Consider the following 13,801-nt stretch of genomic DNA (forward strand, 5'->3'; position numbering starts at 1 on the left):
TGACCGCCGCTCAATACAGCGTTTTGGGGATCCGTTCGTTCAGCGAGCGCTCGTAAGCCTCGCCCCCCTCCCGTCCGGCGCTGGCCTCCGCCAACAGCGCGCCGATGGACGGCAGGCGGTCGGGCGCCACCTGGGCTGTGGGATCCCACAGGCGGGCGCGCAGCACGGCGCGGGCGCATTGGAAGAACACCTGGTCGATGGTGACGACCAGCACCGATTTCGGCGCTTTGCCGTCCACGGCGAAGCTGTCGCACAGCGCCGGGTCCACGTCGATCACCGCGCGGCCATTGACCCGCAGCGTCTCGTTGACGCCGGGAATGAGGAACAGCAGCCCGACGCGCGGATCGTGCAGGATGTTGCGCAGCGAATCGACGCGGTTGTTGCCGCGCCGGTCGGGGATCAGCAAGGTCCGCTCGTCCGCCACCCGCAGAAAGCCCTGCGCGTCGCCGCGCGGCGAGGCGTCCAGCCCGTCCGGCCCGCTGGTCGCCAGCACGAAAAAGGGCGACGCCTCGATCAACGCGCGGTAGCCGCTGGTCAGACGCGTCACCTCTTTGGCGACCGAGGCGGCGCCCGGTTGGCCGTAGAGGGCCTCCAGCGCGGCGAGGTCGGCGATGGGCTGGCTCATTGGGTTTGGCGATCCGCCAGGAAATAAACGAAGTCGATGACGGGGGCCTTCAGCCCGAACTGGCTCAACAGCGTGTGGGCTTGCCCGCGATGGTGGGTCTGGTGGTTGAAGATGTGGGTCAACACCGGGGCGAAAGGCAGCTCGTGGGAAACGCCAGCGGTGTTCGTGTAGGCGAAGATCGCCTCGAACCGTTCTTCGGGCTGGGCGGCGACGACGCGCAGGATGCGCTCGTCCTCCGCCTCGCGGGCGGCGCGCAGTTCGGCGAAGCCGTCGCACAGGATGAGGTTCAGCGCGCTGTGCTTGGGGCCTGTCCCTTCGATCCGCTCCAGCCAAATCTGGTCGGCGACCAGCAGATGGTTCAGCGTGCCGAGCACTGAGCCGAAGAAGGCGCCGCGATCCTCGTGGAACTGCGCGTCGGTCAGCGCCGCCGCCGTGTCATAAAGCCGCCGGTTGGCCCAACGGTTGTAAAGCGCCAGACGGTCGAAATGGGTTTTGGGGTTCATGGCGGCGTCTCGTGTCAGGTCGTTTTGCGGGCGTTGGTCAAGGCTTGCGCCACATAGTCCCGCACACGCTTGCTCTCAAGGTCGGCGACGCACGTCAGTTTGATGTGACGGCGAAACTTTCCAGCCCCTTCCAACGAGCCATGCGCGTCGGTCAGGTCGCATCCCCGCCCGAACTCCAACGACACATGGCCTTTGTAGGCGAACAGGCCGCAGAAGGGCGCAGGGGCGGCGAACAGGACGCCGCCGTACTTGACGCTCTTCTCCGCGCCCTGGGCGACGTCTTGGATGAGCCGCCGCGCCTCTTGCACGACGCCGTGCAACAGCGGGTCGGCGTCGTCAATCTTGTGGAGCAGAGCCGCCACGGGATCGTCGGTCGCCGCCCTGTTCATCACACCCCCGCGCGTTTGGCCGACAGACCGGCGTGCGACAGCAGGACCTCGCGCTTGCCCTGGTGGTTGGCTTGGCCGACCACCCGTTCGGTTTCCATCCGCTCCACCAGACGGGCGGCGCGGTTGTAGCCGATTTGAAGCTGGCGCTGGATGAAGCTGACCGACACCTTGCCTTCGCGCACCACCAGATTGACCGCCTGCATGTAGAGGTCGTCGCCGCTCAGGGCGCTGCCGGCGCCGTTCTCGTCCTCTTCGACCGCTTGGGCCTCTTCCTCTTCCTCGGTGATCGCGGTGACGTAGTTGGGCGCGCCCTGCGCCTTCACATACTGGACGATCTCCTCGACCTCGGCGTCGGATACGAAGGGGCCGTGGACGCGGGTGATGCGCCCGCCGCCCTGCATGTAGAGCATGTCGCCCTGGCCCAGGAGCTGTTCGGCCCCGGCCTCGCCCAGGATGGTGCGGCTGTCGATCTTGCTCGTGACCTGGAAGCTGATGCGGGTCGGGAAATTGGCCTTGATGGTGCCGGTGATGACGTCCACCGAGGGGCGTTGCGTCGCCATAATCAAATGGATTCCCGCCGCGCGCGCCATCTGGGCCAGACGTTGGATCGCGGCTTCGATCTCCTTGCCCGCGACCAGCATCAAATCGGCCATCTCATCGACGATGACGACGATGTAAGGCAGCGGGGTCGGATCCTGCGGCGTCAGGTCGAAGACGTTTTCCGGTTCGCCGGGCGGAGTCGGGCGGCGCGGCATCTTTTCGCCCGCCGCGATCATCTCGGCCATCCGGGCGTTGTAGCCCTCGATGTTGCGGACGCCGAGCTTCGACATCGACTCGTAACGGTTTTCCATCTCCCGCACCGCCCAGCGCAGGGCGACGACCGCCTTTTTCGGGTCGGTGACGACGGGGGTCAACAAATGCGGGATGCCGTCATAGACCGACAATTCCAGCATCTTGGGATCGACCATGATGAAGCGGCAGCGCTCCGGCGGCAGCCGGTAGAGCAGCGACAGGATCATGGTGTTGATGGCGACCGACTTGCCCGACCCGGTGGTTCCGGCGACCAGCAAATGGGGCATCTTGGCCAGATCGGCGACCACGGGTTCGCCGCTGATGTCCTTGCCCAGACCGATGGCGAGCTGCGCCGTGGTGTTGCGGAAGGCGTCGTGGTCGAAGCTTTCGCGCAGATACACCATCTCGCGCACCGGGTTCGGCAGTTCCACGCCGATCACGCTGCGGCCCGGCACGATGGCGATGCGGGCGGTGACGACGCTCATCGAGCGGGCGATGTCGTCGGTCAGGTTGATGACGGTGGCCGATTTGGTGCCGGGGGCCGGCTCGAACTCGTACAGCGTCACCACCGGGCCGGGGCGCACGTCCATGATCTCGCCGCGCACGCGGAAATTCTTCAGGACGGTTTCCAGCATTCGCGCGTTGCGGGCCAGCAAGCCCTCGTCATGCTGCTGCGGCGGGCGCGGCGGCGGGTTCTGCAACAGGGTGACGGCGGGCAGCGAATAGACCGGCGGGTAGACCACGGGGCCATCCGACAGGCTGGGGGCCGCCATCGGCGCGCTGTAGGCGGAGGGCGGCAGAGGCGGCAGCGTCGAGGGCGGGTAGGCGGTCGGCGGGGTCGGCGACGGCGTGTAGGGCGAGGGCGCGGTCGGCGGCGCCTCCCCCGGTTCGCGCGCCTCATAGGCCCAATCGACGCCGGACATGAAGGCGAAACCGGCGACCACGGCCAGCGCCTCGTCCGCCATGTTGGTGGAATAGACGGTTCCGGCGCGCGGCGTGCCCGGCAGCACCTCGACGTCCCACAGCACGCGGCCTTCGCCGCGCGGGTTGGGGACGAGGTTGAAGGGGCGTCCGTTCAGCGCGCACCACAGATTGAACTCGTCAGCGGTGACGACGCCCGCCTGGGTCGGCGGGGCGGCAAGATGCGGCATACGCGACGTCATGCCGAGACTCCCGGCTTCAAAACATTGGTGGGAAGGGGCGGCAGGGAACTGGGGGCGGGGACGTAGCCGCCGCTGGGCCGGACGGCCAGCTCATAGGCGGCGACCAGCAGCTTGTCGATGGTCACGCCGTCGCTCGACAGCGGCAGGACCAGCCGTTCCCAACTGCGCGTGCGTCCGGCGAAATCGGCGGTGTGGACGCGGGCCAGCGGCAACCGTTCGCGCCGCACGGCGTCATATTCCGGTTGCAGGACCGCGCGCTGTTCGGCGGGCAGATCGTCCAGCGTCGCCCCCAGCCGCGAATGGCCGAAGGCGGCGGCCAGCGCCTTGCCGTAATAGGAATAGACGAAGGCGCCGCAATCGCTGGCGTCGTCGCCGATCACCTCGAAAACGACGATGTGGTCCTTCCAGGGCCGCAGATCGGCGGGCGCGATGCTGCTGGGGGCCGGCAGACCGCCAACGGGGCATTTGTTTAGCCAGAAATCGAGCAAGCCGCTGAGATACGGCGTGGCCAGCTCGGCTTTTTTCTGTGTCATCGACGATCATGGCTTGGCGGGCGGCGCCCCGGGCGCATGACGACACGGGAGCTTTCAAGGACCGCCCGAACCATACCCGCAAGCCGCCCCGCCGCGCAACGCCCCCGGCGCGGACAGGGCTTTGCCGGTCACAGCGCGCAGGTCACGCCGGTGCCGCCCAACCCGCAATAGCCGTTGGGGTTCTTCGCCAGATATTGCTGGTGGTAGGCTTCGGCGAAGTAAAAGGTCGGCGCGGCGCGGATTTCCGTGGTGATCGGGCCGTGGCCCGCCGCGCTCAACCGGGCCTGATAGGCGTCGCGGCTGGCGATCACCGCCTCCATTTGGGCGGCGTTGTGGGTGTAGAGGGCGGAGCGGTATTGCGTGCCGACGTCGTTGCCCTGGCGCATCCCCTGGGTCGGGTCGTGCGCCTCCCAAAAGGCGCGCAGCAGGTCGGTCAAGGCGATTTTGGCCGGGTCATAGACGACTCGCACCGCTTCGGTGTGGCCGGTGCGGCCCGAACAGACCTCCTCATAGGTCGGGTTGGGGGTGTGGCCGCCCTGATAGCCGACCGCCGTCACCCAGACGCCGGGGATCTTCCAGAATTTGCGCTCCGCCCCCCAAAAGCAGCCAAGCCCAACGTCGAGGATCTCCAGACCGGCGGCGTAGGGCGGCGTCATCGGATGGCCGTTGACGTGGTGGCGGGCGGGAACCGCCATGGCGTCGGCCCGACCGGGAAGCGCCTCGGTCGCCTCTGGCAGAGTGGCGGGCTTGCGCAGGAATTGGCCGAACATGGGGACGCTCCGTTCTCGGGGGTGGAGACACAGATGTCGTGCGGCGTGGGCGTGGCGGCAAGCGTCGGGGCGCCGCCGCGCCGTTCACTCTTTCGTCAACGGGGCGTGACCGCCAGCGCGTGAATCAGAATCGCGGCGGTGGCGGCGACGTTCAGCGATTGGACGCGTCCGCCGCCGGGAATCGTCAGCAGCGCTTCGCAGGCGGCGAGCGTGGCGGGCGGCGCGCCGTCCTCCTCGTTGCCCAGCACGACGGCCAGCGGTCGGCGGTCGCGGTCGGTGGCGGACAGGCCGGAGACGTCGATGGTCGGGCGTTTGGGATCCAGCGCCGTGCCGACCACCCGATGGGTGGCGCGCAGACGCTTGAGCGCCAGCGGCAGATTCTCGGCTTTGAACAGTTCCACCCATTCGAATCCGCCCTCGGCGACGCGGTAGGCGGCTTCGGACGGCAAGGCTTGGCCCGGATGGTCGGACAGCAGGACGCGCGGCAGGCCGAAAAAGGCGGCGGTGCGCAGGATCGCGCCCAAATTGTGCGGGTTGCCGACGCCGTCGAGAATCAGCAGCGGTTCGCTCCAGCGCCGGGCGGCGTCGCCGTCAAAGGCGGGCACGGCGCGGGGCGCCATCAGGGCGACGACGCCGCCATGCAGCACGGTTCCGGCGACCTTCGCCAACTCCTCGGCCTCGACCATGCGGTAAGGCTTGCGGGCGGCGGCCATCGCCTTGCAAAAGGCCCCGACCGCCGGTTTCAGCCGCTCGTCGAAGAACAGCCGCTCGACGCGGGCCGGATCATGGGCGAACAGGGCCGACACGGCGGACAGCCCGGCGACGCGGAACAGTTTTCGCGACTCATCCGGCTCGCGCGGCGGCGGCGCTGCGGCGCGAACCGGAGGCGGGCCGGGCCGGTTGGCGCGGGGATGGGCGGAGCGGGGCGGGCGACCGGGCGGCGGCATGGCGAAATTCCAGAGCTTCGGGCCAGACCGTCAGGTCAGAGCAGCTTGACGACCAGGAAGCCGCCGATCAGGGCGACGGCGACGGCGCTGGTGACGAGGGTCAGGCGCTTTTCGATGAAGGCGCGCACCGGCTCGCCAAAGAAATAGAGCAGCGCGGCGACCAGGAAAAACCGCATCGAGCGCGAAATGATCGACGCGCCGACGAACACCCACAAATTCAACTGCGCCACCCCGGCGGTGATGGTCAGCAGCTTGTAAGGAATCGGCGTCATGCCCTTGATGATGAGGATCTCCGCGCCGTAGTCCAGAAAGGTCTGGCGCATCGCCTCGAACTTGTCGGTCAGATGGTAGAAGTCGATGACCCAGCGCCCGACCGTCTCATAGAGGAAATAGCCGATGGCGTAGCCGAACAGCCCGCCGATGACCGAGGCCAGCGTGCAGATGGCGGCCAGCCGCCACGCCGCTTGCCGGTTGGCGATGACCATCGGCACCAGCAGCAGATCGGGCGGCAGCGGGAAGAAGGAGCTTTCGGCGAAGGACACCCCGGCCAGCCAAGCGGTGGCGTTCTTCGACGCCGCCTTTTCCATGGTCCAGTCATACACGCGCTTCAACATGGGGGATGCCGCCCTCAGGGTCACTCGGGAAGCGCTCTTGTAACCGCGCCGCGCCGATCCCGCCAGTGATGTTCCGGGGTGATGTTCCGGCGACGGCGCGGGTTGTCCGCGATCAGGCCGCCAGAGCCGCCGGGGCGCGGTTGCCGTTGACGGCGTCGGCGGTGGGGACCGCGCTTTGCCGCCGGGCGGCGCGGCGGTCGGCAATCAGGCGGGCGACGTTGCCGATGGCCGAGATGCCGTCCGACGCGATGGCGAAGGGCGACATCACCAGGATGTTGTGGCTGACCCAGAACAGCCCGGCGCCCAGCAGGAACAGGCGCATCCGCGTGGTGCTCGACTGCCAGCGCGCCGTGGTGGACAGGCTGATGCCGATGCTCGACAGCGCCGAGGGCAGCCCGGCCCAGGTGGCGAAGGCCACCGCCGCGATGCCCGGCACGGTGGCGGCGAACAGCGCGGAGTGCCAGCGGCGGCGGGTTTCCGGCAGCGCCGTCAACACCTGCGTCACCACCAGCGCGCAGAGCGCGGCGGCGGTGTAGGCCCCCAGCAGGATGAAATGGGTGATGAACAGAAGGTTGGTCGCGGCCTGTCCCACCAGCAAGCCCCGGCGCTGCTTCATCAGCGGCCACAGGCAAGACCCGGCGAAAGCCGCCGCGCCAAAGGCGTCAGCGGCGGAAATGGACAGCGAGGACAACATCATGACGGCGGACTCGGATGGCAAGCGGGGGCGGGCGCACAGGCGCGATCCCGGCGCGCGATGGCCGGGGTGGTCGGTCGGTGTGGAGGTGGTTGGTGTCGCCAAACGGCAACGCTGCTGCCCAATGGCAACAGGACGCAGATCTACGCCTCTCCCCGCCGCTTCACCAGAGAGGCTCCGGCCACCCAGGGCTGCACGGCGCGCATGGAAGGAAAACAGCCCTGCGCGAACAGAAGGGGTCAGGCGGGCGCGTCGGTGATTGGCGTGTCGGCGCTTGGCGCGTCGTCCGGCGGCGGTTCCTTCAGCACGCCGTCCAACCAGTCCAGATGCGGGGCGGCGGCCTTGCGCGCGTCCTCTTGCACCCGGCGGTAACGGGCGACGACCTCTTGCCCCAGCGGCGTCAACCCGGCTCCGCCGCCCTCGCGCCCGCCGACGCTGGTTTTCACCACCGGATCGCGAAAGGCGCTGTTCATGGTCTCCACCAGGAACCACGCCCGGCGAAAGGTCATCCCCAACGCCCGCGCGGCGGCGGAGATCGAGCCGGTGCGGTCGATGGCCTCCAACAACGCGATCTTGCCGGGACCGATGGCGCCCGACGGGTGCAGGAAACGAACGCGAATGTCGGAGGCCATGATCGACCCTCTTCCAATAAGGTGGGTCCAGTGGGGTGGGCCGGAGCCTGGAAACCGCCCGTCATTGGAGCGCGCGCGGAGGGGGGCCGTCAATGGCCCGGTCACGCTCTTTGTGGCCGTGAACCCAAGCCATGGTTGACCGTCAATCAAGGATAAGGGTCATGAGACACGGATGAACGCGGATATCCACGGATGAACACGGATAATAAGAGATCTCTTGATCCGTGTTCATCCGTGGGCAGGCGCAGCCTGCATCCGTGTTCATCCGTGTTGAAGCGGGGTTCAGGCCCCGGACGCCGTTTCACGCCGCGCGTCGTCCAGTATGTCCAGCGCCCGGTCCAGATCGGCGCGCGGGATGGTCAGCGGCGGCGACAGGGTCAGGACGCTGCCCATGTTGACCTTCAGGCTCAGGCCGCGCGCCAGGGCGGCGTAGAGCGTCGCCTCCGCCCGGTCATTGTCCGGTGCGCCGTCGGGGGTGACGAACTCGACGCCCAGCAGCAGACCGGCGCCGCGAACCTCGGCGATGCCGGAATCGTGGGCGGCCATGTCGTCCAGCCGCGCCCGCGCGTGGCCGCCCAGATCGGCGGCGCGCTCCACCAGCCCTTCGTCGGCGATGATGTCCAGCGTGGTCAGCCCGGCGCGGGCCAGCAGCGGGTTTTTCTCGTGGGTGTAATGGCCGAGCGCCCGGTCTCCGGCCACGTCCAGCCCGGCCCGCGCGATGACGGCGGCGAGCGGCAGCATGGCCCCGCCCAGCGCCTTGCCCAACACCAGAATGTCGGGGGCGGCGCCGAAGGGTTCGTGGCTGTACAGCGCGCCGGTCTTGCCCAGCCCGGTCGGAATCTCGTCGAAGATCAACAGCGCGCCCGCCTCGTTGCAGGCCTGCCGCACCGCTGGCCAGAAGCCCGGCGGCGGCACATAGGGAACGGCGCGGATCGGCTCGGCCACCACGGCGGCGACGTCGCCCTCTTTCTCCAGCGCGTAGCGGACCATGCGGGCGCAGGCCATCTTGCAGGCGTCAAGGTCGGGGGCGCCGCTGCGGGACGGAAAGCCATAGGCGCAGCGCGAGCAGGCGAAGGGCGCCACATGCTCCGCGCCGGGCAGCAGCGGGCCGATCCCGTGGGAGCGGAAGACCGCCTCGCCGCCGACGCTGACCGCGCCGAAGCCGGCCCCGTGAAAGGCGTCCCAGAAGGAGACGGTCTTGAATCGCCCGGTGGCGACGCGGGCGATTTTCAGCGCGATCTCGATGGCCTCCGACCCGCCGGGCGCGAACAACACGCGGGAGTCCGGGCCGGTCGGGGCATTGGCGGTCAAGCGTTCCGCCAGCTCCGCCGCCGCTTCGCAGGCGAAGCGGCGCGGGGCGAAGGTCAGCTCGTCCAGTTGGGCCTTCAGCGCGGCGACCAGCCGGGGGTGGGCGTAACCGATGTGGTGGACGCTGTTGCCATGGAAATCCATGAAGCGGCGCCCGTCCATATCCTCGATCCAAATCCCTTCGGCCTTGCGCACGGCGCTGAGGCAGGGGGTGGACAGCGATTGCTTGAGAAAGGCCGCCGCGTCGCGCTCCACCAGGGCGCGCGATCGCGGGCCGACGCCGTCACCGGCCCAGCGGGCGCGGCGCGGGCCGTGGTTGACGTCGCCTTCGGAACGATCGACCGGCATTGTGGGCGGTCCTTTTGCTGGGGGAAACCGAGTCGCGTCAACCGGCGGTCTTGCCCGACCGCGCGGCGGCGCAGGCCGCGCGCAGGGCGGGGGCGAAGGGATCGACCGGGCCGTGCCGGTCGGGCGCGAAGCCCGACAGGTCGATGGGGCTGTCCTCCCCCGCCGCCAACGCGGCGATGGCGGCGCCAATGCCGCCCGACGCGGCGATTCCCGCCCCGCAACAGCCGGTCGCCATCAACAGCCCGCGAACCGCCGCGACCGGCCCCAGCACGAAACGGCCATCCAGCGTGTAGGTGGACAGGCCTGCCACATAATGGGCCAAGCCGACCTGCTCCAGCGCCGGGCAGAAGCGGGCCAGCCCCGGCCATCCGGCCTCCAGCGTCGTCCAACCATCGTCGGAATCCTCCAGCAGCAGGCCGTTGCTGTCTTCTGGCAAGCTGGCGGGGTCGAGCGCGAAGGACGCGCCGCCGCGCAGGCCGAACAGCAGCGCGCCCAACTCCGGGCGGGCGTAGGCCCCGGCGTCGGGCAGGACGGTGATGGGACAATCCCTGAGGAACAGGTCGGGCCGCGCTTCGGTGATCCAATATTGGCTGCGCACCGGGGCTTGCGGCAGGCCAACCCCGGCGGTGGCGGCCAGCGTGGCGGCCCAGGCGCCGGCGGCGTTGACCACGACGGGGGCCTCGATGAAACCGCCGTCGGTGTCCACCCCCAGCACCCTCCCGTCCGCCACGCGGATTCCACGGACGGACACGCCGCCGGGCGCCCGCACGCCCAACCGCCGCGCCGCCCGGCCATAGGCGTCGGCCAGCCGGTAAGGGTCGATGTAAGCGTCAAGCGGCGCGTGGGCGGCGAGCGTCACCGCAGCCGGATCAAGCCAGGGAACCAGCCGCGCCGCCCCCGCCCCGTCCAGCCAAGCGACCGGATCGGCGCTGTCGGTCAACAGCCCGCGCAGCGCGGCGGCCTTTTCCGGGGAGGCCGCGACATGCAGCGTGCCGACGCGGCGCAGCCCCAGATCCTCGCCCAGCGCGGCTTCCAGAGCCGTCACCGCGTCGTAGGTGGCGCGGACCAGCGCGGCGGTCGCCGCGTCGGCCCGCGCGCGGGTCAGCAGCGCCGCCGCCTTCGCCGTCGCCTGCGTCGCCGGGGCGTGGCGGTCGAGCACGAGGACGGAGCGTCCGCCGCGCCTGCCCAACTCCCACGCCACCGCCAGACCGAGAATCCCGGCCCCGACGATGACGACGTCCACGGATTCGCTGGGCGGGGTGGCGTGGGTTTGGCTCACGGCTTTTCGCCGCGCGCCAGACGGGCGTCGATGAGGTCGAGCAACGGCACGGCGTCGGCCAGCGACCGGACGACGTAATGCGCGCCCGCGCGGGCCAGACGGTCGGCGGCGGTTCGGCGCAGGGCGTCGCGGCGGTCGGCGGGCAGGGCCTCCCACTCGGCTTGCGGCAGGCCGATTTCGTTGCCGGTGTCGGTGACGCCGATGCTCCACATCCCGGCGTTCAGCCCCTCTTCGACATCGACCACGGTGTCGCCGATCTTGACGCAGGCCTCGACTGGGGAGATCGACAGCTCGATCACGCAGCGCAGCGCCATCGACGGGCCGGGCCGTCCGGTCGGCGTCTCACCGGCGCAGACGACGACGTCGGGGCTGTAGCCCTGTTCGGCGGCGACGCGCTGCACCACGTCCATCACCGGGCGCGGGTAGCCGGTGGTCGAGCCGATCTTCAGCCCGCGCGCCCGCAGGGCGGCCACCGCCTCGACCGCGCCGGGAATCACGTCGGCGTGCTGTTCGACCACCGCGACCTGCAAGGGCAGGAAGGTGTTGTAGAGGTGGTTGACGTCCTCGTCCGTCGGGGCGGCGCCATGGACCGACGCCCACAGGTCGGCGACGGCGGGCATCCGGGTGATCGCCTGGATGTGATGCCATTTCGCCATGCCCATCGGGGCGCGGGCCTGTTCCAGCGTGATCTCCACGCCGGACCGGGCGAACGCCTCCATGAAGGCCCCCGCCGGGGCCAGACAGCCGAAATCGACGGTGGTGCCCGCCCAATCGAGAATCGCCGCCTGAAGCGGCCCGGTGTAACGGCGGGTGTAGGTGACGGTCATGGCGAGGGATCCTTGACGGCGAAGAGGGGGGCGGCTTGGGGGAATGGCCCTTCTCCCCTTGCGGGAGAAGGGTTGGGATGAGGGGGATCCGCCGAAGGCGGACAAACAGACTTGCGGCCCCTCACCCCAACCCCTCTCCCGCAGGGGGAGAGGGGCTTTTCGGGCGGTTGTCGCGGCCTTACGGGGCGCCGCTGGCCACGCCCATGGCGTCCAGCGTGGCGCGAATGGCGTCCAGCGCGGCGCGCATCTCCGCCGCGCCCAACCGACCGATGCAGCCGATGCGGAAGCTGTCGGCGACGGTCAGCTTGCCGGGGTAGATGACGAAACCGCGCTCGCGGAGCTGGTCGTAGAAAGCGTCGAAGACAAAGGCCGGGTCGGCGGGCATGCGGAAGGTGACGATGATCGGCGCTTGCAGCGCGTCGGGCAGCAGCGTTTCAAAGCCCAAGCCCCGCATCCCGTCGATCAGGATCCGGCCATTGACGGCGTAACGCGCGCCGCGCCCGGCGACGCCGCCCTCCGCCTCATGCTCGTCCAGCGCCTGACCGAAGGCGGCCAGCACGTGGGTGGGCGGGGTGAAGCGCCATTGGGCGTTGGCCTCGAACCCGCGCCACTGGTCGTGCAGGTCCAGGCTCAACGAATGGGCGTTGCCCTTGGCGGCGGCCAGCGCGTCGGCGCGGGCGATGACGAAGCCCATGCCGGGAACGCCTTCCAGGCACTTGTTGGCGGACGCCGCCACCGCCTCGAACGGCACGCGCGCGGCGTCGAGCGGCAGGGCGCCGAAGGCGCTCATCGAATCGATCAACAGGCGGCGGCCATGGCGGGCGACAATGTCGGCCACCGCCTCAACCGGGTTGAGAATGCCGGATGTGGTTTCGCAATGGACGACGGCCACATGGGTGATGTCGGCGTCGGCGCTCAGCGCGTCGTCGAGCGTCGCCGGATCGACCGGCTGATCCTCGGCCACCTCGATGGCGACGACGCGGCGACCGATCACCTCGGCCATGCGCTGGATGCGCTTGCCGTAGGCGCCGTTGATGAGGACCAGCAGCTTGCCGTCGCGCGGCACCAGCGTGCCGATCATCGCCTCCACCGCGAAGGTGCCGGATCCCTGGACCGGGACGGCGACGTGGCTGTCGGCGGCGTTGGCCAGCTCGACCAACCGGGCGCGGATGCGGCGGTTCAGCGCGATGAAGGCGCCGTCGCGCGATCCCCAATCGCGCAGCATCGCCTCTTTCACGGTGCGCGAGGTGGTCAGCGGGCCGGGGGTCAGCAAATAGGGTTCGGTCATCGGAAAGGCTCCACCGCTGCGCTCATCAGGTGGGGCGGCGGTCTGGTGAAAGGGCAGGCGGGTGCGCTGCGGTGGACGGATGACACCCGGCGGCGTACCATAAATCCAATCCATTCGATCTATGGGTCCATAGATGAAATCAATGAACATCGCCCATCTCCGCGCCTTTCACAGCGTGGCGGGCGAGGGCGGATTCACCAAGGCGGCGCGCCTGCTGAACGTCACCCAGCCGACCCTGTCGCAAGAGGTGAAGGCGCTGGAGGACACGCACGGCGTCCTGCTGTTCGAGCGCAGCCGCCGGGGCGTGACCTTGACCGAGGTGGGACAGGCGCTGTTCGCCGTCACCCGCCGCCTGTTCGCGGCGGAGCAGGAGGCGTTGGAGCTGTTGGCCGGGGTGCGGCATCTCGACGGCGGGGCGCTGGCGGTTGGCGCCGACGGGCCGTTCCACGCCGTGCCGCTGCTCGCCGCCTTCACGCGCCTGCATCCGGGGCCGACGGTGACGCTGTCGGTCGGCAATTCGCAAACGCTGATGCAGGGGTTGCTCGACACGCGAATCGACGTGGCGGTTTTGGCCGACGTGCCGGGCGACGCGCGGCTTTACGTCGTGCCGTTCCGCCGCGACCCCGTGCGGGCGCTGGTCCCGCGCGGCCATCGGCTGGCCCGTCAGCGGGCGGTGACGGTTCAGGATTTGGCGGCGGAACGGCTGGTGATGCGCGAGGTCGGCTCGATGACCCGCCGCCTGATCGAGCGGGCGCTGGCCGACGCCGATCTGACGGCGGCCAGCGCGCTGGTGATCGAAAGCCGCGAAGCGGTGGTGGAGGCGGTGGCGGCGGGGCTGGGCGTCGGCTTCGTGTCCGCCGCCGAATTCACCGGCGACCCGCGTCTGGTCCTGCTGCCCATCGCCGGGGCGGCGGTCGATATGGACGAGTATGTGGTGTGCCTGCGCGAACGCCGCCGTCTGGCGGTGGTCCGCGCCTTTCTGGAGGTGGCGCGGGATTTGGCGGCGGCGTGAGGGCGCGTCTGGCGGGTCGCGCTGAAGTGGTCGGTTCGGTTTTCCCCCTCCCTAACCCTCCCCCGCTTCGCGGGAGA

Annotated in this window: 15 protein-coding genes; 1 reads left to right on the top strand and 14 read right to left on the bottom strand. The window is 69.6% G+C overall.

The features are described from left to right. Nucleotides 1–10: 10 nt before the first annotated feature. The 14 genes from D3877_RS17645 to D3877_RS17710 form a co-directional block, all read right to left on the bottom strand. Nucleotides 11–625 carry a pyridoxamine 5'-phosphate oxidase family protein gene (locus tag D3877_RS17645; protein ID WP_119832007.1) on the bottom strand — a complete coding sequence of 205 codons (615 nt, stop codon included), beginning with the start codon at nt 623–625 and terminating at the stop codon, nt 11–13. Next, entirely contained in the window at nt 622–1,128 is a 507-nt protein-coding gene (locus D3877_RS17650; RefSeq protein ID WP_119832008.1) for a DinB family protein, read from the bottom strand. The genes D3877_RS17645 and D3877_RS17650 overlap by 4 nt, the downstream gene beginning before the upstream one ends. Nucleotides 1,129–1,142: 14 nt before the next feature. Further along, the gene (locus tag D3877_RS17655; RefSeq protein ID WP_119832009.1) at nt 1,143–1,517 is read right to left on the bottom strand and encodes a DUF1801 domain-containing protein; all 375 of its coding nucleotides are present in this window, start codon (nt 1,515–1,517) and stop codon (nt 1,143–1,145) included. Then, a complete protein-coding gene (locus D3877_RS17660; RefSeq protein WP_119832010.1) occupies nt 1,517–3,472 on the bottom strand; it encodes a DNA translocase FtsK in 1,956 nt (651 codons plus the stop codon). The genes D3877_RS17655 and D3877_RS17660 overlap by 1 nt, the downstream gene beginning before the upstream one ends. Beyond that, on the bottom strand, nt 3,469–4,005 hold the full coding sequence (locus tag D3877_RS17665) for a PAS domain-containing protein (protein WP_119832011.1): 537 nt from the start codon (nt 4,003–4,005) through the stop codon (nt 3,469–3,471). Before D3877_RS17665 ends, D3877_RS17660 begins: the two co-directional genes overlap by 4 nt. Before the next feature lie 128 nt (nt 4,006–4,133). Beyond that, nucleotides 4,134–4,775 carry a peptide-methionine (S)-S-oxide reductase MsrA gene (gene msrA, locus D3877_RS17670; protein WP_119832012.1) on the bottom strand — a complete coding sequence of 214 codons (642 nt, stop codon included), beginning with the start codon at nt 4,773–4,775 and terminating at the stop codon, nt 4,134–4,136. 95 nt (nt 4,776–4,870) lie between these two features. Then, nucleotides 4,871–5,722 carry a TrmH family RNA methyltransferase gene (locus tag D3877_RS17675; protein ID WP_119832013.1) on the bottom strand — a complete coding sequence of 284 codons (852 nt, stop codon included), beginning with the start codon at nt 5,720–5,722 and terminating at the stop codon, nt 4,871–4,873. A 35-nt stretch (nt 5,723–5,757) separates the two neighbouring features. Beyond that, nucleotides 5,758–6,336, bottom strand: a complete 579-nt coding sequence (locus tag D3877_RS17680; protein WP_119832014.1) for a YqaA family protein — start codon at nt 6,334–6,336, stop codon at nt 5,758–5,760. A gap of 112 nt (nt 6,337–6,448) precedes the next feature. Then, nucleotides 6,449–7,033: a YgjV family protein gene (locus D3877_RS17685; RefSeq protein ID WP_119832015.1), complete on the bottom strand. Its 585-nt coding sequence runs from the start codon at nt 7,031–7,033 to the stop codon at nt 6,449–6,451. A gap of 236 nt (nt 7,034–7,269) precedes the next feature. Next, a complete protein-coding gene (locus tag D3877_RS17690) occupies nt 7,270–7,662 on the bottom strand; it encodes a winged helix-turn-helix domain-containing protein (RefSeq protein WP_119832016.1) in 393 nt (130 codons plus the stop codon). Between the two features lie 282 nt (nt 7,663–7,944). Continuing rightward, a complete protein-coding gene (locus D3877_RS17695; RefSeq protein ID WP_119832017.1) occupies nt 7,945–9,318 on the bottom strand; it encodes an aspartate aminotransferase family protein in 1,374 nt (457 codons plus the stop codon). A gap of 37 nt (nt 9,319–9,355) precedes the next feature. Then, the gene (locus tag D3877_RS17700; protein ID WP_238474939.1) at nt 9,356–10,597 is read right to left on the bottom strand and encodes an NAD(P)/FAD-dependent oxidoreductase; all 1,242 of its coding nucleotides are present in this window, start codon (nt 10,595–10,597) and stop codon (nt 9,356–9,358) included. Continuing rightward, nucleotides 10,594–11,424 (bottom strand): phosphonoacetaldehyde hydrolase, encoded by an 831-nt coding sequence (gene phnX / locus D3877_RS17705; RefSeq protein ID WP_119832018.1) that lies wholly within the window; start codon nt 11,422–11,424, stop codon nt 10,594–10,596. The genes D3877_RS17700 and phnX overlap by 4 nt, the downstream gene beginning before the upstream one ends. A 178-nt stretch (nt 11,425–11,602) precedes the next feature. Beyond that, entirely contained in the window at nt 11,603–12,826 is a 1,224-nt protein-coding gene (locus D3877_RS17710) for a 2-aminoethylphosphonate--pyruvate transaminase (protein WP_238474940.1), read from the bottom strand. Between the two features lie 28 nt (nt 12,827–12,854). On the opposite strand from D3877_RS17710, the gene D3877_RS17715 reads away from it, so the two are divergent. Further along, complete coding sequence (locus D3877_RS17715; RefSeq protein ID WP_238474941.1) at nt 12,855–13,724, top strand: LysR substrate-binding domain-containing protein; 870 nt, start codon at nt 12,855–12,857, stop codon at nt 13,722–13,724. The last annotated feature ends 77 nt before the right edge of the window (nt 13,725–13,801 follow it).

Origin of the sequence: Azospirillum cavernae, from assembly GCF_003590795.1 — a bacterium.
Classification (GTDB): Bacteria; Pseudomonadota; Alphaproteobacteria; order Azospirillales; family Azospirillaceae; genus Azospirillum; species Azospirillum cavernae.

Bases quoted from the DNA above. Each gene is read 5' to 3' on its own strand.
- D3877_RS17675 (WP_119832013.1), bottom strand. From the start codon at position 5,722: ATGCCGCCGCCCGGTCGCCCGCCCCGCTCCGCCCATCCCCGCGCCAAC.
- D3877_RS17690 (WP_119832016.1), bottom strand. From the start codon at position 7,662: ATGGCCTCCGACATTCGCGTTCGTTTCCTGCACCCGTCGGGCGCCATC.
- D3877_RS17655 (WP_119832009.1), bottom strand. From the start codon at position 1,517: ATGAACAGGGCGGCGACCGACGATCCCGTGGCGGCTCTGCTCCACAAG.
- D3877_RS17665 (WP_119832011.1), bottom strand. From the start codon at position 4,005: ATGACACAGAAAAAAGCCGAGCTGGCCACGCCGTATCTCAGCGGCTTG.
- D3877_RS17695 (WP_119832017.1), bottom strand. From the start codon at position 9,318: ATGCCGGTCGATCGTTCCGAAGGCGACGTCAACCACGGCCCGCGCCGC.
- D3877_RS17710 (WP_238474940.1), bottom strand. From the start codon at position 12,826: ATGGATTGGATTTATGGTACGCCGCCGGGTGTCATCCGTCCACCGCAG.
- D3877_RS17680 (WP_119832014.1), bottom strand. From the start codon at position 6,336: ATGTTGAAGCGCGTGTATGACTGGACCATGGAAAAGGCGGCGTCGAAG.
- phnX (WP_119832018.1), bottom strand. From the start codon at position 11,424: ATGACCGTCACCTACACCCGCCGTTACACCGGGCCGCTTCAGGCGGCG.
- D3877_RS17660 (WP_119832010.1), bottom strand. From the start codon at position 3,472: ATGACGTCGCGTATGCCGCATCTTGCCGCCCCGCCGACCCAGGCGGGC.
- D3877_RS17645 (WP_119832007.1), bottom strand. From the start codon at position 625: ATGAGCCAGCCCATCGCCGACCTCGCCGCGCTGGAGGCCCTCTACGGC.
- D3877_RS17650 (WP_119832008.1), bottom strand. From the start codon at position 1,128: ATGAACCCCAAAACCCATTTCGACCGTCTGGCGCTTTACAACCGTTGG.
- msrA (WP_119832012.1), bottom strand. From the start codon at position 4,775: ATGTTCGGCCAATTCCTGCGCAAGCCCGCCACTCTGCCAGAGGCGACC.
- D3877_RS17685 (WP_119832015.1), bottom strand. From the start codon at position 7,033: ATGATGTTGTCCTCGCTGTCCATTTCCGCCGCTGACGCCTTTGGCGCG.
- D3877_RS17715 (WP_238474941.1), top strand. From the start codon at position 12,855: ATGAACATCGCCCATCTCCGCGCCTTTCACAGCGTGGCGGGCGAGGGC.